This window comes from Mycobacterium sp. E3247, assembly GCF_001667785.1.
GTDB lineage: Bacteria > Actinomycetota > Actinomycetes > Mycobacteriales > Mycobacteriaceae > Mycobacterium.
Window position 1 is genome coordinate 1 of the sequence record NZ_LZJG01000192.1, and the last position, 20,432, is coordinate 20,432.

Genomic DNA, 20,432 nt, shown 5'->3' on the forward strand with positions numbered 1-20,432 from the left:
CCGGCGAGGTGTTCGCCTTCGGGCTGTCGGAGCAGACCCACGGCGCCGACGTCTACCAGACCGACATGATCCTGACGCCGTCCGGCGAGGCTGGTCTCGGGGGCTGGACCGCGAACGGCGAGAAGTACTACATCGGCAACGCCAACGTGGCGCGGATGGTCTCCACCTTCGGCAAGGTCGCGGGTTCCGACGAGTACGTGTTCTTTGCCGCCGACTCCCAGCACGAGCGCTACGACCTGATCAAGAACGTGGTGAACTCGCAGAATTACGTCGCGAACTACGCGCTGCGCGACTACCCGGTCAGCGAGGCCGACATCCTGCACCGCGGTCCCGAGGCGTTCCACGCCGCCCTCAACACCGTCAACGTCTGCAAGTACAACCTGGGTTGGGGCGCCGTCGGCATGTGCACCCACGCCATGTACGAGGCGGTCACCCACGCCTCCAACCGCGTCCTCTACGGCACCGTCGTCACCGACTTCACCCACGTCCGTCGGCTGCTCACCGACGCCTACCTGCGGCTGGTCGCGATGCGGCTGGTGACCACCCGCGCCTGCGACTACATGCGCAGCGCGTCGGCCGACGACCGGCGTTACCTGCTGTACAGCCCGCTCACGAAGGGGAAGGTCACCAGCGAGGGGGAGCGGGTCGTCATCGCGCTCTGGGACGTCATCGCCGCGAAGGGCGTCGAGAAGGACACCTTCTTCGAGGCGGTCACCCGCGAGATCGGTCTGCTGCCAAGGCTTGAAGGCACGGTGCACATCAACATCGGGCTGCTCGCCAAGTTCATGCCCAACTTCCTGTTCGCCCCCAACAGCGAACTGCCGATCATCGGCCGCCGCGACGATGCGTCGGACGACAGCTTCCTGTTCGCGCAGGGGCCGACCGGGGGGCTGGGCAAGGTGCGCTTCCACGACTGGCGCGCGGTGTTCGACGGGTTCGCGCACCTGCCCAACGTCGCGTTGCTGCGCAAGCAGATCGACGTGCTCGCCGACATGTTGGCCAGCGCGACCCCCGACGCCGCGCAGCAGAAGGACGTCGACTTCGCGTTCGCCGTGGGCCAGCTGTTCGCGACGGTGCCCTACGCGCAGCTCATCCTCGAGGAGGCCGCGCTGTCGGACGTGGACGAGACGCTGATCGACGGGATCTTCGCCGTGCTGGTGCGCGATTTCAACGGCTACGCCGTGGAGCTGAGCGACAAGCCCGCGACGACGGACGAGCAGGCGCGGTTCGCGACGCGGATGATCCGCCGCCCGGTCCACGACCCGTCGCGGTACGCCCAGATCTGGAAGGAGCACATCCTTCCGCTCAACGGCGCATACGAGATGCGGCCCTAAGTTTCGGCCATCGTTTGCCGATCGCCGAGCTAGATTTGTGTCATGCCGTCGCGCAGGACGTATACCGCTTACAGCATCGCTTGCGCGTTCACGTGGGCCGTAATTCTGATTGTTGTTGCGGTCGTGTCCCCCAACCGCCTGCACACCTTCCTGTTGGTCGGTGGCGGCTGGTTGATCGGATGGATCTCGGCGACCATTGCCCGGTCGGTTTATCCCCCACCGAAACGCCAACGGCCGACCGCTTGAATGGGCTGGCTTTTCGTGGCTTGAAACCTCTTTGTTCGCTTTGCGTCGGGCCGACCCGGCCCCTTGACTGTGACGCAGCTCACCGTAAAATGACCAGTGGTCATCGACGTTAGGAGGCAGCAATGCCAACGGTGACTTGGGCGCGGGTCGACCCCGCCCGCCGCGCCGCCATCATCGACGCCGCCGAGCAGGAGTTCGGGGCACACGGGTTCTCCCGCGGCAGCCTCAACGTCATCGCGCGGCGCGCCGGCGTCGCCAAGGGCAGCCTGTTCCAGTACTTCGCGGACAAGCGCGACCTGTTCGCGTTCATCGCCGACATCGGCAGCCAGCGGGTGCGCGCCTACATGGAAGACCGCATCCGCGAGCTGGACCCGAGCCGGCCGTTCTTCGACTTTCTCACCGACTGGCTCGACGCGTGGGTGGCCTACTTCGCCGACCACCCGCACGAACGCGCGCTGCACGCCGCGGCGACCCTCGAGGTTGACACCGAAGCCCGCGTCAGCGTGCAGAACGTCATCCACCGCCACTACCTGGAGGTGATGCGGCCGCTCGTCCGTGACGCGAAGGAGCGCGGCGACCTGCGCGCCGATTCGGACACCGACGCGCTGTTGTCGTTGCTGCTCTTGATCTTTCCGCATCTGGCGCTGGCGCCCTACATGCGCGGCCTGGATCCGGTTCTCGGGCTCGACGAACCCACGCCGGAGCAGCCGGCGCTCGCCGTGCGCCGGCTCGTCGCGGTGCTGGCGGCCGCCTTCTCCGCGTCACCGGACTCACCCGTCCACTCAGCCCCACAACGATCCGAGGAGGTCACATGACACGCACACATTCGGGCTCGATGGTTCGAGGGGGCCTCAATTGGGACAGCCTGCCGCTGCGGCTGTTCGCCGGCGGCAACGCGAAGTTCTGGGATCCGGCCGACATCGACTTCTCCCGCGACCGCGCCGACTGGGAGGGGCTGACCGACGACGAACGCGATTACGCGATCCGGTTGTGCGCGGAGTTCATCGCCGGTGAGGAAGCAGTGACCGAGGACATCCAGCCGTTCATGTCCGCGATGCGCGCGGAGGGCCGGCTCGGCGACGAGATGTACCTGACGCAGTTCGCTTTCGAGGAGGCCAAGCACGTCCAGGTGTTCCGCATGTGGCTCGACGCGGTCGGGGTCACCGACGACCTGCACCGCTACCTCGACGACATCCCCACCTACCGGACGATCTTCTACGAGGAGTTGCCGGACTGCCTCAACGCCTTGTCGGTGGACCCGTCACCGGCCGCCCAGGTGCGGGCGTCGGTCACCTACAACCACATGGTCGAGGGCATGCTGGCGCTCACCGGATACTTCGGCTGGCACAAGATCTGCGTGGAGCGCGGCATCCTGCCCGGCATGCAGGAGCTGGTCCGGCGCATCGGCGACGACGAGCGGCGCCACATGGCGTGGGGCACGTTCACGTGCCGTCGCCACGTCGCCGCCGACGACGCCAACTGGGGCGTCTTCGAAACCCGGATGAACGAGCTGATGCCGCTGGGGCTGCGCCTGATCGAGGAGGGCTTCGCCCTCTACGACCCGATGCCCTTCGGCCTGTCGGTGGACGAGTTCATGCAGTACGCGTCCGACAAGGGCATGCGCCGTTTCGGCACCATTTCCAGTGCCCGTGGGCGGCCGGTCGCCGAAATCGACCTCGACTACTCGCCGTTGCACTTGGAGGACACCTTCGCCGACGAGGACGAGAAGGCCCTGGCGGCCGCGTCGGTGTGAGGCATCGAGCGTGGGCCTTAGGGACGAAAATTGCCGCGAATTCGTCCATAGGCCCCACACTCGACGGGCCGGCTACTCGACCTTGCTGTCGCCGACAGCGTCCCCGGCGTCACCTGCGCCGATAATGGCGACCCGCCGCGCCCGGCTACGCCGCGCTTGCGATCGCCACTACCCGACCCAGACGGTCTTGGCGTTGACGAACGCGCGGATGCCGAGGCCGGCGAGTTCACGGCCGTAACCGGACCGCTTGACACCGCCGAAGCCCAGCTCGGGGTACGACACCGTCATGCCGTTGATGAACACCTGGCCGGCCTCGATGTCGTCGATGAAGCGCTGCTGCTCGGCCTCGTCGTTGGTCCAGGCGTTGGATCCCAACCCGAACGTGGTGGCGTTGGCGATCTCGATCGCCTCGTCGATGTCGGCGGCCCGGTACATCGACGCCACCGGGCCGAACACCTCTTCGGTGTAGAGAGCCATGTCCTTGGTGATGTCGGTGACCACCGTCGGCGGGTAGAACCATCCCGGCCCGTCGATGGGCTTGCCGCCGAGGCGGATCGTGGCGCCCGCCGCGGCCGCGTCGTCGACCTGCTTGGCGATGTCGTCGCGGCCGGACTCGGTGGCCAGCGGGCCCACGTCGGTGTCCGGGTCGGTCGGGTCCCCCACTTTGAGCCCGGCCATCCGCTCGGTGAACTTGTCGACGAACGCGTCGTAGATGTCCGTGTGAATGATGAACCGCTTCGCGGCGATGCAGGACTGGCCGTTGTTCTGGACGCGCGCGGTGACGGCGGTCTTGGCGGCCTCGTCCAGGTTCGCCGACGGCATCACGATGAACGGGTCGCTGCCGCCGAGCTCGAGCACGGTGGGTTTGATCTCGTCGCCGGCGATGGCGGCGACCGACTGCCCGGCCGGCTCGCTGCCGGTCAGGGTGGCGGCCGCCACCCGGGGGTCGCGCAGGATGCGCTCGACGGCACCCGACGAGACGAGCAGCGTCTGGAAGCAGCCCTCCGGGAAGCCGCCGCGGGCGATCACGTCCGCGAGGTACAGCGCGGACTGCGGCACGTTCGAGGCGTGCTTGAGGATGCCGACGTTGCCGGCCATCAGCGCCGGTGCGGCGAACCGGACGGCCTGCCACAGCGGGAAGTTCCACGGCATCACGGCCAGCACCACCCCGAGCGGTTGGTAGCGGGTGTAAGCCCGCTTGGCGCCCACCGCTTGCGCGTCGGCCGGCTCGTCGGCCAGCAGCTGCTCGGCGTTCTCCGCGTAGTAGCGAAAGCCCTTGGCGCACTTGAGTACTTCGGCCTTGGCCGACTTCAGCGTCTTACCCATCTCGCACGTCATCATCGCCGCGACGTCGTCGGCCTCTTTCTCCAACAGATCGGCGGTGGCGTTTGCCCACTCCGCGCGCTGGGCAAAGGTGGTGTTATGGCGGTAGTCCTGGAACCGGGCGTAGGCGCGGGCGATGGCCGCATCGACTTCTTCGGCGGTTGCCGGGGTGAAGGTCTTTACTGTCTCGCCGGTGGCCGGGTTGATGGTCGCGATGGGCACGCTGACATCCTTCGCTTCGGGGTTGGTAAGAGGTCCAACACCCAGCCTGCCACTATCGTTCCCTCAAGGGAGGTGCCGGATGAGTAAAGCCGCCGAGCTGATGGTCAAGTGCCTGGAAAACGAGGGCGTTTCCGTGGTCTTCGGCCTGCCGGGCGAGGAGAACATCCGCTTCGTGCAGGCCCTGGCCTCGTCGAGCATCCGCTATGTGCTGACCCGGCACGAGCAGGGCGCGGCCTTCATGGCCGAGATGTACGGGCGGGTCACCGGGCGGGCGGCGGTGGTGTCGAGCACCCTGGGTCCGGGTGCGATCAACATGCAACTCGGCGTCGCCGATGCCACCACCAACAGCACCCCGCTGGTCGCCATCTCCGCCCAGGTCGGCCAGGACCGGGAGTTCAAGGAGTCACACCAGTACGTCGACCTGGTGCGAATGTTCGCCCCCATCACCCGATGGGCCGCCGGGGTCCCCACCGCGCGCGCCATCCCCGAGATGTTCCGCAAGGCGTTCAAGGTCGCCGAGACCGAACGCCCGGCGGCGGTGTACCTGGCGGTGCCCGAGCACATCGATGCCGATGAGACCGACTACGACCTGACGCCGTTGCCGCGCAACGTCGTTCGTCCGGATGCGCCCGCACCCGGCCAGGTGGAGCGCGCGGTCGACATCCTGCGCAAGGCCAAGCGGCCGGTGGTGCTGGCCGGTCACGGCGCCGCCCGCGGCAACGCCACCGCGGCCCTGGTCCGGTTCTCCGAGCAGTTCGGCATTCCGGTCGCCAACACCTTCCACGGCAAGGGCGTGATGCCCGACGACCATCCCAACAGCATCGGGACCCTGGGGTTCATGCGGCACGACTACGTGAACTTCGGCTTCGACAACGCCGACGTGGTGATCGCCGTCGGCTACGAGTTGCAGGAGTTCGACCCCGTCCGGATCAACCCGCAGGCCGACAAGAAGATCATCCACGTCCACCGTTTCCCTGCCGAGGTCGACGCGCACTATTCGGTGGACGTCGGCATCATCGGCGACATCGGCTCTTCTTTGGATGCGTTGACGGACGCGCTGGACGGCCACTCCTACGAGGCGGACCCGGACGTCCCCGGCCACGGCTTACTCGCCGAGGAATTCGCCCGCGGGCAACAGGATTCGCGTTATCCGCTGGCCCCGGCGCGGGTGGTCGCCGACACCCGCGCGGCGCTGGGCCGCAGCGACGTCGTCCTGGTGGACACCGGCGCCACCAAGATGTGGATGGCGCGGCTCTATCCGACGTACGAGTGCAACACCTGCCTGGTGTCGAATGGCTTGTCCACCATGGGATTTTCGCTGCCAGGTGCGCTCGGTGTGAAACTGGCGCGGCCCGACACGAAGGTGCTGGCCGTCGTCGGGGACGGCGCGTTCCTGATGAACTCGCAGGAAATCGAGACCGCCGTCCGCGAGCGGATACCGCTGGTGGTGCTGATCTGGGAGGACGGCGGTTACGGGCTGATCGAGTGGAAAATGGACCTCGAGCTCGGCGCGCACTACTATGTGAAGTTCGGCAATCCCGACGTGGTCAAGTACGCGGAAAGCTTTGGTGCCAAGGGATATCGGATCAACAGCGCCGAGGAGCTGCTGCCCACGCTGCGTGCCGCTTTAGAGGATGACGGCGTCTCGGTGATCGCCTGCCCGGTCGACTACTCGGACAACTTGCGGTTGACCGACCGGCTCGGCGAGCTGGACGAGTCGCTGTGATTCACGGGCACATCCAGGCTAAGGGCGGGCAGACGCCGGTGTTCGGCGGAAGCCGCAACCCCGGCGGCTGGCCCTGGACCATCAGCGCGGGAAGGCCGGAGTCGGGCGCGAAGTAATAGGTGTGGCAGACGTTTCTGTCCCAGTCCGGCATCCGCCGCAGCTCGCCGAGGTTCGGGCACCACATCTGGCTGCAGATGTGGGAGGTGTAGCAGCCCGGTGGGCCCTCGGGCGGTGCACATTCCGGCGGCTGGTTGCCGCCGTTGTTGGTGGAGCAGACGGCGTGGGCCGTGCCCGCACCGAGCATCAGGTCCGCGGTCCACAGGGCGCCGGTGAGCGCCAGTGCCGTTGTCAAGATTGCGAGTGCTGATCTCATGCGTCGTTCCCTTTTTGCCCTCACAATTGTTGCTCCTGACTCCCCAGGCCGCCGAAGAATTTCCAAATTCCTTGCGCGAGTGTGCATCTATGGCGATTTCGAGCCGGTTCCTTCGCTGCCGCCGACGTTTACAAGGTGCAGAACGCGTTGCCGCCGCGTTGGCAGCCCCGCGCGCAATGGTGCGCCAACCTCGGAATCATCAATAATACGAGGCAGTTCGAGTCGACTGCCGGGGCAAGGATGTTCCCCGAGCTGAACGCGACCCCGCCGATGCTGTTGGGGCGCCCGATGAACGAATTGTCGAACATGGACGGCGCGATTAACCCGGCTGCGACCGAATCGAATTACGTTCTGCTGTATAGTGATTTCGCGGCGGGCATGGTGATTGTAGATCGGTTCCCGTCGACGTTGGAAGTGGTGCCGCACCTGTTCGGGGCCAGCAAGCGCCCGACCGGGCAGCGGGGCGCCCTGTTGTGGTTCCGTTGTGGTTCTGATGTGGTTGCGCCGCAGGCGTTTAGGTTGTTGTCGATCCCGACGATCGCCTAGCGGTAGGATTGCGCGCGGGGCTGGGCTTTTTGTTGAGGATTCCCCCGGCCCTGCGCGTCGGGGTGGCCGGGTTGGTTCCCGCTGTTTGCGGCGGCGGGACCCCGGCCACCATCGGCCAGCCACCCCGGCTCCGCGTCGACTCAGATATTCGAGCCGAATACATCTTGCGGTGTGGTGGGTGAAAGCGTCTCGACAATCTCGCCTTGGTCGGTGATCGTGATGGTGGTCAGCGGCGGATGTCCCTCGATGCGATTGTCTGCCCAGGGGTTAATCACCACAATCGGAAGATGCGATGCCACCGACCACGGCTGCATGTCATGGCTGAACAGGACGGCTGACACCCTGGCACCACGACTGGAATCAGGCCCGCGCCAATAGCCGTTCCGCTGGCGGAAGCGCTTCACAGACGACGGGTCGCCCTCGATGTAGGTGATCGCGGTCGAGCCGAACATTGCATCGGTAGCGTCTGCTATCTCGGCGAAATTGTTAACGCTTAGTACGGCGACGATCAGCGGTCGGTCGAGTGAGCCGGGTGCGCCGTAACGGCGGCCTTTAGTGCGCACAGCCTCGTGGATACGCTCTGTGTTTCGAATGACGAACACGCCGGATTGGGGTAGTGCACCAAGGAGTCGACGTCCTTCTCGGCGCTTGTCGGGAGAGCTTGGGTACGCGGTGCAGGTGAAAACCCAGTCGTGAAACGTGAAGTCTTTTTCCGGTGGCTCGCCCAGCTCGCCGATGGCATTGGCGGCATCGATCTGTGCCAGCACCTCGTCAGGGTCGAGCCCCTCCAGCCAATTGCCGATCTCGGTCTTGATCTGCCTTCGTCGTGGCTGTTGTTTGCCCTCCTGCTTGAATTCGAGCCCGATCAGGAAGTTGGGATTGGATATCTCGTTGATCGCGTCGTAGATTGCCGCCTCGATCCCAGGGTTCGTCGTTACCGGACCATCGGTCGCGGATACGACGGTGCACTCCACATACATCGACTGGCTTTCTCGGGTGACGAGGAAATCCGGCCTCGTCTCGACGCCATCGAGGCTTGGGTGAATCTCGATCGAGTAGCCCAGGCACCGGTACAGGGAATAGGTATAGAGTTCCCACCACGCTCCGAGATGCAGGCCTTGGTCGCTCACGGTGAGCGAATTGCGAAGCTGCTCCTTGTGCTCGTCGGGGTAATGGGTGAACCAGTCTTCCAGCAGCGACCGGATTCGCGAGAACTTCTCTCCCGCTGCACGATTGAGGAAGGAGTACGTACTTTCGGAGTAAAGGGCGGGACTGTCGTCCACCCTCTCGAAATCATCAAAGAGCGGGTCGGGACAAGCGTTTGTCACGCTACTGAATCCTATCGGAACCGGCGGACACCCGTGTGATGGCCAATCAGATGTCCGCCCACGGTGGCGGCGGCGCTGGCCTGACCCTCTCCATCAGGCCGCACGGCCCCGTCACTGGGCAGTCAAATTTTGACGGTCCTGAGTACGGCGCACGACGCAAAAACGTCCTACTTCTCGTCAATCTCCTCAACGACAAACGGGGTCACACCCACCAATTCAGGACGACGGCGGCGTTGGCGCGCGAGCTGGTCGTCGAGCAACGACTAATCAGTCCCCAGCCCGAAACCCCAGCGCAGCGCGTCGACAAGATCGGCCACCCACTGCACCGGTTGCGGTGCCGTCCATGGCCGCAGCACATGCGACGGGTGATACATCGACAAGATCGCCGGGCCATCGGCGGGCGGCTCGGCGGGCAGCTCGGCGGGCGCCGGAAATGGCCACCACCCGGCCACCGGCGCGGTTGGGCACTCGCGGCGGATCGCCCAGCGGGCGTCGTCGCCGAGCGCGATTATCAGGCGCGGGCGAACCATCGCCAGCTCGCGACGTAAAAACCTGGCACACCTGCCGATTTCGTCTTGCGTCGATCTACGGTTGCGGGGCGGGGCAGTGCACGACGTTTGTGATGAACAGGTCCGTTTTGGCCTTCCCCACTTCGTCGAGAGCGTCCAAGATCAGTCTTTCGCAACCACGGGTGAAGGGTTCACCCGTCTTAACGTAAGGGCCGCAAAGGGATTGGCCCACGATCATTACCGGTGAAGTTTCTGACCCAAACCCTGCGGCGGGCGGTTTGGCGAGATCGCGGCAGTCACGGCACGCCTTAATCTCTGCGACTAACCGGTCACGCACGGTGCTCACGAACTAAAACCCCCGAAAGCCATCACAGAGTATGTCAGCCTACGAAGCAGGGGTTTGGTGGTGGAGGACACAGGTTGATTGATCCTGGTGGTAGTAGCGTTATGCACCCCGCCATGACGGGTGTGCCGCAGGCGATCATCACGGCAACAACGCTTTTCGTGATACGCGACATGACCCAACTCCTCTATGCGTCGCCGTACCTTCCGGCCAATGTATCGGTGTCGGATCGTCCGCGTTAGGGACCTTCGACACTCGCCGTCTGCCGAACGTCACCAGAGATCACGACGGACCGACGATGACCAGCCGGGCCAGCGACCAGCACTGGCCACGCCCGCCAAGTCGGGTGGCCAGTGCCGTGGTGGGTTTTACCAAAACCCCAAAACGCCACCGGAAGCCGCGTAACAATCACGCGCATGAACGCCCTACTCGGCACCCTGGCGATTACAGCCACACTACTCATCCCGGCTCCGGCATCACCGCTCTCGACAACCCCGCCTGCAGCGCCCTCGACGGCATCCGGCTGCACCCCGCTCACTAACGGGGGTAACTGCTACGAGCCCGGCGAATTCTGTCGCAGCCGCGACCACGGATCGTCAGGGATCGCCGGTGACGGCGCGCCGATCGTTTGCCGCAACAACGACGGCTGGCGCTGGGAGCCTGCCTCCTAAGCCGATTGTCCCGCATCTGCGGATCGATAAGGGAAATAGAACCGCATCCGATATTTTGCGGCGGTTTAATCTGAGCAGCGAAAAATGAAGTTGGGCGCGCGGTCGCGTCCCTGAGCACATGCCACGATGCAAATAGGCCCCCCTACCTGCGGTGATTCACCCGGGGGTGTCGGTCGGGTGGGTTGGGTAGTGCCAGCTCAGGGGGCTTTTGATTCTTGACCTAATGAGCGTTCCGCAACGTGTTCTCGTTTTGGCGGATACTGTCTGGGGGTATTGCCTTGCGGTGCAAGGCGATTCGACGCGACGTAGAGCCAGTCGGGGATAGACGGGAAGCGGCGCACTTGATCCCCGGTGCGGAAGTCCAGCTGGCGTGTGCGCTGTGGGTCTTTCACGTCCGTGGCGTCGAAGATGAAGTACTCGCCCTTCGGGCCCAGTGTGTAACCGGCGCGTTCTCCTAGGCGCCAGATGGTTCCGAGCTCTAGCTCGGGTAGCTCGATGAGGTCGCCCTCGGCGAGCGCCTCGGGGGCTACGGTGTCGAAGTCGTCCACCGTTCTGACGGTAGTCGCTGATTGCGGGCCGACACCTGGGATTGGGGGCTGCGCGTTCCCTTTGAAGTGCGGCGATCAACCCGAAGCCGCTTCGGGTCGTCGCATTCTCGCAGCTCAGCGGTATGTGCACAACCTGCTGTTTCATTCCAAGGACCGCGGCTGCACCGCCCCGGGCTGCACCGTCCCCGGCTACCTGTCCGAGGTCCACCACGTCACCGACTGGACCCAGTGCCGCCGCACCGATATCGACAACCTCACCTTCGCCTGCGGACCCCATCACCGCCTGCTCAAACCCGACGGCTGGACCACCCGCACAAACACCAAGGGTGACACCGAATGGATCCCACTCCCGCGGCTGGACGGGGGGCGGCCGCGCAAAAACACCTTCCACCACCCCGAAAAACTGCTTCACCACGACGACGATGACGACGACGCGGCATAACTCAGCCGTGCTGGGTCGTTGCCGCCGGTAGCGCCATCGGCCGGACGTAGCCGCCGATCAGTGTCCGATGCCACCAGGCCCGCTCCCGGCGCAGCTCCGCGGGCGTGGTGAAGCGATACTCGTAGAGTTGCGCGCGTACGTACCGCGGCGGCGAATCCGGAAACGGATTGTGCCGCAACAATCGCAGGGTGGGCCGGTCGTTGCGCAGGAGGCGCTGCAGGAACGGTGTGAGCCACGGCTGCGCGTAGCCGGGCGAGATGGCGGCGAACCACATCAGCCAGTCCAGCCGCAGGTGATAGGGCGCCCACTGCCGCGGAAGCCGGCGCACGGCGCCGGGCTTGCCCTTGAATTCGTATTCCTTCCAAACGGTCTGGGTGGTCAGGTGTACTTCCTCGGTGCCTTCGATCACCACCTCGCGGCGGACGCGCCCGATGCTGCCGAACGCGCCGTAGGTGTTGACCAGATGAAAAGAGTTGAACGACATGTTCATTCGTTGGCGGGGGGACAGCATGTTGCGCACCGGCCAGTAGCTCATGAACAGCACCGCTGCGGCGAACGCGACGACCAACACGACGAACCACAGCGGCGTCGCCGAAAACGCCGGACGATGGGGCAGGCTAACCAAACCGAACCACGAGTCGTCGATCGCGCTGCACGCCAACAGGATCGTCACCCAATTGAGCCAGGCGAAGTTGCCCGACGCCACCAGCCACAGCTGGGTGACAACGATGACGGCCGCTGCGATGCTGGCCACCGGTTGCGGCGCGAACAACCCGAACGGCACCACCAGCTGCGAGAAATGGTTGCCCGCCACCTCGATTCGGTGCAGCGGCTTGGGCAGGTGGTGGAAGAACCAGCTCAATGGCCCCGGCATGGGCTGCGTCTCGTGGTGGTAGTACAGGCACGTCAGGTCGCGCCAGCACGGGTCGCCGCGCAGCTTGATCAGCCCGGCCCCGAACTCCACCCGGAACAGCAGCAACCGGGCCATCCACAGCGTCAGCAGCGGCGGAGCCACGTGATTGTTGCCGAGGAAGATCATCAGGAATCCGGTTTCCAGCAGCAGCGACTCCCAGCCGAACGAATACCAGGTCTGCCCGACGTTGACGATCGACAGGTAGAGCACCCACAGCGTCAGCCACATGAGCATGGCCGCCCAGACCGGCACCGCATCGGCCGCGCCGGCGACGATCGCCGCCGCCACCGCGGCGCCGAACCAGGAAACCACCGAGAACAGGCGATCGGAGTAGCGCAGATGAAACAGGCTCGGTGCCCGCCGAAACGACTGCCGGGCAAGGAACCGCGGGATCGGCTGTATCCCGTGCTCCCCGATCAACGCGCGGAACTGGGCCGCGGCCGCGACGAACGCCAGCAGATAGACCACGGCAACGCCGCGCTCGAGCACCAGTCTGCCGAGCCAATATTCGGGTGCGGAAAACCAGCGCATGGCCGTATCTCCTCGGACGGTCGCGGTCACACAGACCCGCATATCCAGTCAAGCAGGCGGTAAACCGGCAGCCAATACCTCTAACCGGCTATTCGTCGCGGCCCGGGCGCACCCGTTCGGGCAGAACCACCGCGCAAGTCACGAGCGCCGCCAGCGAAATCAGCGCCAGCAGCTGGACATTCGCGGAGTGGCCCGCGTAGCCGTCGACCGATCGCCAGGGATTGCGGGACAGCACCGCCCCGGCCAGGATCAGCCCGCCGGCGCTCACCACCATCGTCGCGCGGTCCAGGCGCCGACCCCGCAGCGCATACCGCAGGCCCAGGGCGGCCCCGACCACGGCGGCCCCGGCCGCGCCGGCGATCACCGCCCCGCAGGCCACCACGGCAACCGCCGCCCACGGCCCGGGCGTCCATGGCCGGGCGGGCGCGTCGTCGACCCGAGGGCGCCGGGTGCGCCATAGCGCGAGCATGGCCAGCAGCGGCAGCAAGGCCAGCCCCACCGCCAGCCCCACTCGGTACGGCGTGTTGGACGGGAAGGTCAGCGTGATGGTGCCGGGGTCGCCCGGGGGCACCACCCAGCCCTGCTGCCACCCGTTGACGGCCACCGGGGTCAGCCGGGCGCCGGAGGCGGTGCGCGCCACCCAACCGGGGTTGATGCTTTCCGGGATGACCAGTACTCGTGACGTAGCCGATGGCGGAGCCTGCACCTCGCGACGGTCCGGGCCCCAGGTCCGCCACACCGGGACCCCGACGGGGCTGGGCGTGGCGGCGGCGGCCGCTGACGGTGACAGGTCGACGCCGTCGACGACGAACTGGGCGCCCGGGCTGACCAACAGTTCCTGCTGGCCCGCCGGCAGCGCGATGGGATCGCGGTCGCAGGCCCGCGCCGCAATGGGCTCGTCGTCGAGCAGCGCGCCGACGGTGGTGCGGATCGACGTGTGCACGAACCGGCCCGCGACCGCGATCACCGGACCGTGGTCGCAGTCGACGGCGATCTCGCGCTCGCGGTCGCGGGCCGCGTCGGCGGGCGCGATCGGGTTGCCGTCGGCGCCGAGCGCCGTCAGCTCGGCCACCCCCGGCGGCTTGAGCTGGTCGAACCCCAACGCGTTGCGGTCGATCACGTCGTCCCAGTCCAGCAGGCTCACGGCGACGCTGTCGGTAACCCGGGGGTTGAGCGGGATCGTCTGCGGTTCACCGGGTTTCAACGCGTGGACCTGCGGGCCGTCGCCCAGGTTGACGGCCACCACCCTGGGGTGGGCGGGCACCGCCGACCGGCTGGGCACCAGCCGCAGCGCGGTGACCTCGGTGGGCCGCGGCAGGGTCAGCGTCAGCGTGGGGGCGGTCTTGTGTTGCACCACCCGCTGCGGCGCCGTCCACGCGGTGGCCGGGTCGCCGTCGGTCGCCGCGTACGCCGAGCCGAGGACGTCCACCAGGTCGGAGTCGCCCCGCGCCCGGGTGGTGCCCGGCTCGGCGATCAGGTCGGCCAGCTTGGGCCCCTGCCGGGGCCGCACCCACACCAGCGGGTTCACAGAGACCGGCGCCGGGACGGTCAGCGTCCGGCTGAGATTCACCGGCTCTTCGGGCGCCAGGGCCATCGACGGCGCGCAGCGCACCCCGTCGGGCGTCGGCGCGCAGCCCGGCCTGCCGAGCAATTCCGAACCCAGGTCCCAGCCCGCGACGGCCGAACCGGGCGGCGGCCCGGGGACCCGCACGGTGTGCCGCAGGTCGACCGGGTGGGCGAATCCGGACGCGTCGTACTGGGTGATCGACAGGTCGGTGACGCCGAATTGCACGCCGGGAGAGCCGTCGTCGGTGCCCGCGGCGGTGATCCGCACCCACGGCGTCTCGCCGTAGGGCAGGGCCGCGGCGAGCGGCTTGCCCGGCTCGTCGAAGCGCAGGGTGGTGCTGCCGGTCGCCGTTTCGAGCAGGATGCGGCGCACCTGCGCGCCCACGGCGGTCGCGCTGGGGGTCAGCGTGATCGCCGCGTTGGTCACCGGGTGGTCGAAATCGACCTGCAGCCACTGGCCGACGGCGGCCTGCAGGGAGTTGGACACCCAGGCGGTCGCCGGGTCGCCGTCGACCGCGGCGACGGGGGAGGTCGCCGGCGCGACGTCGGGCATCGCGGTGGAGTCCGACGACGAGCTCGACACGGTGACCCGGCCGCCGGTCCAGGCGCCGACGACCGGGTCGGCGCCGGGGACGGGATAGTCGGGTACCCGGTTGTAGGTGTGCCGCGCGTCGCCGTCGGCCCGGATCGCCGACGAATGCTGGTCCACCCGGCCGTAGTCCGTCTCGCGGGCCACCGGGGTGTCGGTGACGGTCACCGTCGGCACCGGCAGCCCGACGCCCCGCGCGTCGGCGGTCATCAGCACCGGACCCAGCGGCGGCCGGCCCTGCAGCCGGCGGCGCTCGTCGAGGCGCAGCAGCACCTCCGGTCCGCCGTCCACCCGCGGCAGCTGGTCGACGTCGGCGAAGTACGGCACTCCCGAACCACCGGCGACCCGATACACCTCGACGGCCGGATAGCGCGGGCGCAGGCCGCTGTCGGCGACGAAGCCCGCGAGGGTGCCGGGGCCCACCGGCTCGCCGAACTGCGCCACCTTCTGCAACCCGGGGGAACCGTCGACGGCGCGGTGCACCAGGATGGGCCGCGCGGAGCGCGACGTGTCCGGGTCCAAGTCGTTGCGCACCACCAGGTACGAAACGCCTTGGCGGGCAAGCGTATCCGCGAGCCCCGCCGACGGGCGCCCGGCGGCGAAAAGGCGCTGCACCGAATCGAGTGCCCGAATGGTCTGCGGCGGGGTCAGGGGGATGGAGTCGCGCACGCCCCAGGGGCTGCCGCCGAGCACCTGCAGCGGCTCGTCATGGCTGGTCCCCCACACCTGCGTGGCGAACGGCGCCCCCGGGACCACCAGCACCCGACCGGGGGTCGGGGTGCCCGAGTTGTGCCGGTCGAGCCAGTCGGCGGTTTCCTGCCAGTAGCGGGGTATCGCGCTGAAGGTGCCCGGCGGGGTCAGCCGCCCGGTCCACGCCAGCGACGTGCTCACCATCAGCGCCGTCAGCACGACGATCGCGACGGCCACCCGCCTGTCGCGCTCCGGGTGGGCGAACGCGCGCAGCCACCCCGAGGCGGGGGCCCGGCCGGGGAGCGGGACCCGCCCCAACACCTGGGCGACGCCCAGCGCGATCGGGATCCGGACCACCGACCCCAGCTTGTGCACGTTGCGCAGCGGCGCCCCGCCGGCGTCCAGGAACGCCTGCACCGCGTGCGCCACCGGCGAGCCGAGCCCACCGCTGTAACCGGCGGCCATCAGCGCCACGCCGGCCAGCAGCATCGTCACCAACCGCCCGCGGGCCGGCATCGCCGGACTGGCCAGGCCCGCCAGCCCGGCCGCCGCGACCAGGCAGGTGGCCAGGACGGCCGCGGAGCCGGTCACCAGCGGCGCGCCCGCCGTGGCGGTCGGCGCCACGTACGGGGTCCAGCTGTCGGTGCCGCGCAGTATCTCGGTGAGCGACGACCATTGCGTCGTCACACCGGAGGATTCGATGAAGTCCAGGAAGGGCGGGCTGATGGCCCGCAGCATCACCAGCGCCACCACCCACCACGCCAGCGCCAGGAACAGCGAAAGCAGCCACCACCCGGTATAGCGCCACCACAACCGGTTGGGCCGGTGGCAGGCCCACCAGATCACCGCCGGCAGGCAGCCGGCCAGCGTGGCGATGGCGTTGACCGCGCCCATCAGCGCGACGGCCAGACCGGCCTGCGCGGCGAGCGCTCGCACCGACCGGTTGCCCGACGCCCGCAGGGCCAGGATCGTGGGCAGCAACACCCACGGCGCCAGCATCATCGGCAGGGTCTCCGACGAGATGGACCCCAGGGTGGTCAGCACCCGCGGCGACAGCGCGAACGCCGCGGCGCCGATGACCCGCGACGCCGGGCTGCCGATGCCGAGCGCCTCGGCCACCCGCAACAGCCCCCAGAAGCCGACGGTGAGCAGCAGCGCCCACCACAGCCGTTGAGTGACCCACCCCGGCACCGAAAGCAGGTGGCCGATCGCAAAGAAGGTGCCGTGCGGGAACAGGTAGCCGTAGGCCTGGTTCTGCGCCTGCCCGAACGGCAGCTCGCTGTTCCACAGGTTGGTGGCCCGGGCCAGGAAGCGCAGCGGGTTGGCGGTGAGATCCAGTTTGGTGTCGGGGGAGACCCGTCCCGGCGACTGGGCGAAGCTCAGCAGCAGGGCGATCGCCCCGGCCAACCACAGCCACCGGCGCGGAAGGGGCACGGCCGACGAGCGCGGGGCCGGCGCGCCGGCCCACGTACTCGCCGCTGATTCCGATGGCGGCGACCCGCTACGCCCGGCTTCGCCGCGCTTGCGATCGCCGGATTCCGATGGCGGCGACCCGCTACGCCCGGCTTCGCCGCGCTTGCGATCGCCGGATTCCGATGGCGGCGACCCGCTACGCCCGGCTTCGCCGCGCTTGCGATCGCCGGATTCCGATGGCGGCGACCCGCTACGCCCGGCTTCGCCGCGCTTGCGATCGCCGGATTCCGATGGCGGCGACCCGCTACGCCCGGCTTCGCCGCGCTTGCGATCGCCGGATTCCGATGGCGGCGACCCGCTACGCCCGGCTTCGCCGCGCTTGCGATCGCCGCTAGCTACGGTTGCCGTACTCGACCCGGTTGAGCACTGACGACTGCGGATCGCCCCCGGGGAGTGGCGGTTTCGTGTCCTGCTGCACCATCAAGGTGATCCCGAAAATCGCTGCCGCGCCGAGCAAGAGACCAACCACCACGCTCGCGGCGGCGGGCGCAATGATCCGGTTCATCAAGGCTCCTTACAGCATCGGAAAACGTGGCGACGGCCTAGCGACAACCTAGCAGAAGCGCGGTTTGCGCCCCGGTGCCCTGGTCAGGGCAGGCAGTGCCCGTGAAAGCACCGGTCGCCGTATTGCACCTGATGGGGACCGAGCGGGATCAGCAGCGCGGGTCGGCCCCGCACCGGCGCCGCGCCGTGGTCGGCGACGGCCAGCGTGACGCCGACGGTGGTCGCGACGCCGACCGACAGACCGACCGCGATGCTGGCCGCGGCGGCCAGGGTGAAACCGGTCAACGCTGGCATCTTGGCCCCCTAGCCCCGCTGGCACCAGCCCAGGAGTGCCCCCGCACCCGAAGAAGAAAACCCCCGACGCAAACCCCGTCGCTCCCCAGATCCGGAGGCCCGGATAGCGCCATGAAAACATGGCCCGATGTCATTTTCGCGCACCCTGGCCGTGCTCGCGTCCGTGTCGGCGTTGGTGGCGGGCTGCGCTCACCACGCCGCGCGGCCTCCCGGCCCGTCGGCTTCGGTCAGCAAGCCGTCGGCCGCGCCCGCGCCGCCGGCATGCGGTGACCTCACCACGCTGCCGGTCCGCGACAAGCTGGCCCAGCTGTTGATGGTCGGCGTCAAGAACGCCGATGACGCCCGGTCGGTGGTCAACGGCTACCACGTCGGGGGCATCTTCATCGGCAGCTGGACCGACCTGTCGATCTTGAAGGGCCCGCTGGCCGACATCGTGGCGAAGGCCGGGCCGCTCCCGCTGGCGGTCAGCGTCGACGAGGAGGGCGGCCGGGTGTCGCGGTTGCGGTCGCTCATCGGGGAGGCGCCATCACCCCGGCAGCTGGCCCAGACCCAGACCGTCGCCCAGGTCCACGACCTGGCCGCCGAGCGCGGCAAGAAGATGAAAGACCTGGGCATCACCATCGACTTCGCGCCCGTCGTTGACGTCACCGACGCCACCGACGGCGTGATCGGGGACCGCTCGTTCGGCGGCGACCCCAACACGGTCACCGCCTACGCCGGCGCGTACGCGCAGGGCCTGCGGGATGCCGGACTGCTGCCGGTGCTCAAGCACTTCCCCGGCCACGGGCACGGCTCGGGCGACTCGCACACCGGCGGCGTGGTGACCCCGCCCCTGGCCGACCTGCAGAACGTCGACCTGGTGCCCTACCGCACGCTGGTGACCGCGGCCCCGGTGGCGGTGATGCTGGGCCACCTGCAGGTCCCCGGGCTGACCGGCGACGACCCGGCCAGCCTGAGCCCCGCGGCGGTGCGGCTGCTGCGGGACGGCGTCGGCTATGGCGGCCCGCCGTTCAACGGCCCGGTGTTCACCGACGACCTGTCCAGCATGGGCGCCATCTCCGACCGGTACGGCGTCGCCGAGGCGGTGCTGCGCACCCTGCAGGCCGGGACCGACGTCGCGCTCTGGGTCACCACCGACGAGGTGCCCGCAGTCCTGGACCGGCTGCAGAAGGCGGTGGCCGCCGGCGAACTGCCCGCGCAGCGGGTCGACGACGCACTCGGGCGCGTGGCGACCATGAAAGGCCGCAGCCCCGCCTGCGGCCACTAGCGGGTCGCCGCCATGGCCACTAGATCGCCTGTGCGCCCGCCGCGCGTTGCTTACCCTGGAGTCAGATAGCGGGGCTAAGAGAGGCATGCGATGGCGGGTGGCACCAAGCGCTTACCGCGTGCTGTCCGCGAGCAACAGATGCTCGACGCCGCGGTGCAGATGTTCTCGGTCAACGGCTACCACGAGACCTCGATGGACGCCATCGCCGCCGAGGCGCAGATCTCCAAGCCGATGCTCTACCTGTACTACGGCTCCAAGGAAGACCTGTTCGGCGCCTGCCTGAACCGCGAGATGAGCCGGTTCATCGACGCGGTGCGCGCCGACATCGACTTCACGCAGAGCCCGAAAGACCTGCTGCGCAACACCATCGTGTCGTTCATGCGTTACATCGACGCCAACCGGGCGTCGTGGATCGTGATGTACACCCAGGCCACCAGTTCTCAGGCGTTCGCGCACATGGTGCGCGAGGGTCGGGAGCAGATCATCGAACTGGTCGCCGGGCTGGTGCGGGCCGGCAGCCGCACCCCGCGGACCGAGCGCGAAAACGAGATGATGGCGGTGGCGCTGGTGGGCGCGGGCGAGGCGACGGCCAACCAGCTCAGCACCGGCGACATCGACGCCGACGAGGCGGCCGAGCTGATGATCAACCTGTTCTGGCACGGCCTGCGCGGCGCGCCGGAGGAGCGGGAGGCCGCCGCGGCGGCGCGGCCGGAGAAGGGCGGCCCCAGCGCCGGCGCCCGCTAACCCCTACATTCGACGTGTGGCTCGACCGCCCGCCCGCCGCAACGCCGAATTCTTCTGCGCCGTAGTCATCGTCGGGTTGCTGGCCGGGGTGGCCGGGCTGGCGGCGACGTTCGTGCTGCGCTTCGTCCAGCACGTCACCTACCACTACACCTTCGGCGCGCTGCTCGCCGGCGTGGCCGCGAGCAGCCCGGTGCGCCGTGCCGTGGGTCCAATGATCGGCAGCGCCTTGGCCGGGCTCGGCTGGTGGGCGCTGCGGCGCAGGGCAGCGGTGCCGCCGCTGGCCGAAACCATCGCCCGCCGGGAACCGGTGCCGCGGCTGTCCTGGAGCATCGACGCGCTGCTGCAGGTGCTGCTGGTCGGCTCCGGCGCGTCCCTCGGCCGCGAGGGTGCGCCCCGCCAGTTCGCCGCGGCCCTGGGCGACTGGGGCACCGCGTGGCTGGGACGGTTGACGTCGCGCGATCGCGAGATCCTGCTGGCGTGCGCGGCCGGTGCCGGGC

General features: G+C 68.2%; 16 protein-coding genes and 2 pseudogenes. 9 read left to right on the forward strand and 9 right to left on the reverse strand.

Annotation, left to right across the window (positions count from 1 at the left end):
- The 3 genes from A9X04_RS10145 to A9X04_RS10160 all read left to right on the forward strand — a co-directional run.
- Positions 1-1,334: acyl-CoA dehydrogenase family protein (locus A9X04_RS10145; RefSeq protein WP_067919917.1), on the forward strand; the 1,334-nt coding region annotated here is incomplete at its 5' end.
- A 368-nt stretch (positions 1,335-1,702) separates the two neighbouring features.
- Positions 1,703-2,395, forward strand: a complete 693-nt coding sequence (locus tag A9X04_RS10155; protein ID WP_067919921.1) for a TetR/AcrR family transcriptional regulator — start codon at positions 1,703-1,705, stop codon at positions 2,393-2,395.
- Entirely contained in the window at positions 2,392-3,333 is a 942-nt protein-coding gene (locus A9X04_RS10160; protein WP_067919923.1) for a R2-like ligand-binding oxidase, read from the forward strand. Before A9X04_RS10155 ends, A9X04_RS10160 begins: the two co-directional genes overlap by 4 nt.
- A gap of 168 nt (positions 3,334-3,501) precedes the next feature.
- Here A9X04_RS10160 and A9X04_RS10165 read toward each other — a convergent pair whose 3' ends face one another.
- Positions 3,502-4,878: an NADP-dependent succinic semialdehyde dehydrogenase gene (locus A9X04_RS10165; RefSeq protein ID WP_067919925.1), complete on the reverse strand. Its 1,377-nt coding sequence runs from the start codon at positions 4,876-4,878 to the stop codon at positions 3,502-3,504.
- 79 nt (positions 4,879-4,957) lie between these two features.
- Here A9X04_RS10165 and A9X04_RS10170 point away from each other — a divergent pair, with 79 nt between their 5' ends.
- Entirely contained in the window at positions 4,958-6,604 is a 1,647-nt protein-coding gene (locus A9X04_RS10170; protein ID WP_067919926.1) for an acetolactate synthase large subunit, read from the forward strand.
- Position 6,605: 1 nt separating this feature from the next.
- On the opposite strand, the gene A9X04_RS10175 is transcribed toward A9X04_RS10170, so the two are convergent.
- Positions 6,606-6,977: a hypothetical protein gene (locus A9X04_RS10175; RefSeq protein WP_156764303.1), complete on the reverse strand. Its 372-nt coding sequence runs from the start codon at positions 6,975-6,977 to the stop codon at positions 6,606-6,608.
- Positions 6,978-7,058: 81 nt separating this feature from the next.
- Between A9X04_RS10175 and A9X04_RS29625 the strand changes: the two genes are divergently transcribed.
- On the forward strand, positions 7,059-7,523 hold the full coding sequence (locus tag A9X04_RS29625) for a phage major capsid protein (protein ID WP_255396485.1): 465 nt from the start codon (positions 7,059-7,061) through the stop codon (positions 7,521-7,523).
- A 140-nt stretch (positions 7,524-7,663) separates the two neighbouring features.
- On the opposite strand, the gene A9X04_RS10185 is transcribed toward A9X04_RS29625, so the two are convergent.
- From A9X04_RS10185 to A9X04_RS10195, 3 genes and pseudogenes are all read right to left on the reverse strand, one after another.
- Complete coding sequence (locus tag A9X04_RS10185; protein ID WP_156764304.1) at positions 7,664-8,851, reverse strand: hypothetical protein; 1,188 nt, start codon at positions 8,849-8,851, stop codon at positions 7,664-7,666.
- Positions 8,852-9,114: 263 nt separating this feature from the next.
- Positions 9,115-9,598 (reverse strand): annotated as a pseudogene (locus A9X04_RS32260) (uracil-DNA glycosylase family protein).
- A 973-nt stretch (positions 9,599-10,571) separates the two neighbouring features.
- Positions 10,572-10,922, reverse strand: a complete 351-nt coding sequence (locus A9X04_RS10195; RefSeq protein WP_067919934.1) for a hypothetical protein — start codon at positions 10,920-10,922, stop codon at positions 10,572-10,574.
- A gap of 145 nt (positions 10,923-11,067) precedes the next feature.
- Between A9X04_RS10195 and A9X04_RS10200 the strand changes: the two are divergent.
- Positions 11,068-11,364: pseudogene (locus A9X04_RS10200) on the forward strand (HNH endonuclease signature motif containing protein); the annotation flags it as partial.
- A gap of 1 nt (position 11,365) precedes the next feature.
- Here A9X04_RS10200 and A9X04_RS10205 read toward each other — a convergent pair.
- The 4 genes from A9X04_RS10205 to A9X04_RS10225 form a co-directional block, all read right to left on the reverse strand.
- Positions 11,366-12,808, reverse strand: coding sequence for a lipase maturation factor family protein (locus A9X04_RS10205; protein ID WP_067919938.1), 1,443 nt, complete (start codon positions 12,806-12,808; stop codon positions 11,366-11,368).
- A gap of 88 nt (positions 12,809-12,896) precedes the next feature.
- Positions 12,897-17,087 (reverse strand): alpha-(1->3)-arabinofuranosyltransferase, encoded by a 4,191-nt coding sequence (locus tag A9X04_RS10210; protein ID WP_156764305.1) that lies wholly within the window; start codon positions 17,085-17,087, stop codon positions 12,897-12,899.
- Between the two features lie 370 nt (positions 17,088-17,457).
- Entirely contained in the window at positions 17,458-17,631 is a 174-nt protein-coding gene (locus tag A9X04_RS10220) for a DUF2613 domain-containing protein (protein ID WP_065443914.1), read from the reverse strand.
- A gap of 83 nt (positions 17,632-17,714) precedes the next feature.
- Positions 17,715-17,915: a DUF2613 domain-containing protein gene (locus A9X04_RS10225; protein WP_067919947.1), complete on the reverse strand. Its 201-nt coding sequence runs from the start codon at positions 17,913-17,915 to the stop codon at positions 17,715-17,717.
- 136 nt (positions 17,916-18,051) lie between these two features.
- On the opposite strand from A9X04_RS10225, the gene A9X04_RS10230 reads away from it, so the two are divergent.
- From A9X04_RS10230 to A9X04_RS10240, 3 genes are all read left to right on the forward strand, one after another.
- Entirely contained in the window at positions 18,052-19,191 is a 1,140-nt protein-coding gene (locus tag A9X04_RS10230; RefSeq protein ID WP_067919941.1) for a glycoside hydrolase family 3 N-terminal domain-containing protein, read from the forward strand.
- Positions 19,192-19,281: 90 nt separating this feature from the next.
- Positions 19,282-19,935 carry a TetR/AcrR family transcriptional regulator gene (locus tag A9X04_RS10235; RefSeq protein WP_067919943.1) on the forward strand — a complete coding sequence of 218 codons (654 nt, stop codon included), beginning with the start codon at positions 19,282-19,284 and terminating at the stop codon, positions 19,933-19,935.
- A 16-nt stretch (positions 19,936-19,951) separates the two neighbouring features.
- On the forward strand, positions 19,952-20,432 hold a 481-nt coding region (locus A9X04_RS10240), incomplete at its 3' end, for a chloride channel protein (protein ID WP_197509119.1).